Source organism: Paenibacillus cremeus (assembly GCF_007786445.1).
GTDB classification, from domain to species: Bacteria; Bacillota; Bacilli; order Paenibacillales; family NBRC-103111; genus Paenibacillus_G; species Paenibacillus_G cremeus.
Map to the genome: position 1 here is coordinate 1 of NZ_VNJI01000135.1, position 1,293 is coordinate 1,293.

Annotated in this window: 1 protein-coding gene and 1 pseudogene; both read left to right on the forward strand. The window is 48.3% G+C overall.

Going from position 1 to position 1,293, the window contains the following annotated elements:
- Window positions 1-1,011 (forward strand): transposase (locus FPZ49_RS35180; RefSeq protein WP_144855386.1); only part of this gene is annotated, 1,011 nt, incomplete at its 5' end.
- Window positions 968-1,293, forward strand: a pseudogene (locus tag FPZ49_RS35185) (hypothetical protein); the annotation flags it as partial. The gene FPZ49_RS35180 and the pseudogene FPZ49_RS35185, both read left to right, overlap by 44 nt.

Sequence of the window (1,293 nt, forward strand, 5' to 3'; positions counted from 1 at the left end):
CCTGAGAAAAAAATCTACTATCGTGCGGAAATCGAAAATTGTCCAGATTGCGGACGAAAGCTGAAACGCCATCACACTGCATGGAAGAAAAATGTTGCTACGCTTCAAGGTGTCATTCAGGTCTGGAACATGGCCTATCACTGTCCGGATGAGTCATGCGGAAATTTGAAACGTTACTTCAACTCCGCTCAGGCCGGTGCTCTTTGCATGAAACATACTTCCTATGGCTTCGACGTTTTGGCATTGGTCGGGGAACTGCGATTTAAGCATCACCTCACCATCGGTGAAATTACAAAAGAGCTGAACGAGCGTGGCGTGGCAACTTCTGAGCGTAATTCCATGCGACTGTATGAGCGTTACTTAACCCTGCTGCGAGCCTCCGTTACGGACCAGGTGCGATTGGAACTGGAGCAAGTTGTTCAGGAGAATAAAGGGATTATGCTGTCTATGGATGGCGTTCAACCTGAAAAGGGAAATGAAACGCTCTATGTGGTTCGCGAGGTTTTTAGCGGGCTTATTCTATCCGCTAAAAATCTAAAAAGCGGATCGGCACATGAACTTCAAACGCTTCTTCAACCGGTAAAAGAGCTTGGTTTTCCCGTAATCGGCTTGGTAAGCGACGGTCAGCATTCCATTCGTCTAGCTATGGAAGCCATGTGGCCGGAAGCTCCCTACCAATACTGTCAGTATCACTATCTGAAAGACATTGCAAAGCCTGTGGTGGATATAGATCGCAAGCTGAAAACCGGCATTAAGAAATCGCTTCGCGGCATTCGAGAGATCGAGAAGCAAATCGAAAAAGAGACATCAGCAGAAGCAGATATTGCGAAGGACTACTTAGCGGCGGTCCGCTCCATTTTGCTCGAAGACGGGAATCCACCACTTGATCTACCGGGTATTCGAATATTTGAAAACGCGCAGGCTGTGCAGCAATCACTCGAGAACAGCATGGCTAAAAAAGGGGCTCATGCTCCTGAAAAAGGTAGTCAGAATTTTCAGCAAAATCGATGAGTTCAAACCAGCCTACGACGCAGTATGCCGCTGGCAGGCTGTTATTACGAATATCGCGAAGCTTCTCGAGCCCAGTCCTGATCAAACGAGCGAATCCGTCCGCTTTCACATGGAGCACTTGCTCCGGTGGCTTGAAGTGAACTACAACCAGGCAGGTGACGAGGAACTTGTGAAAAACGTTCAGGCTTACACGCGAGGATTTTGGAAAGGGCTCTTCACCTGCTATGACGCGCCTCACGTCCCTCGTACAAACAATGATCACGAGCGCTTTTTTCGTCAAAC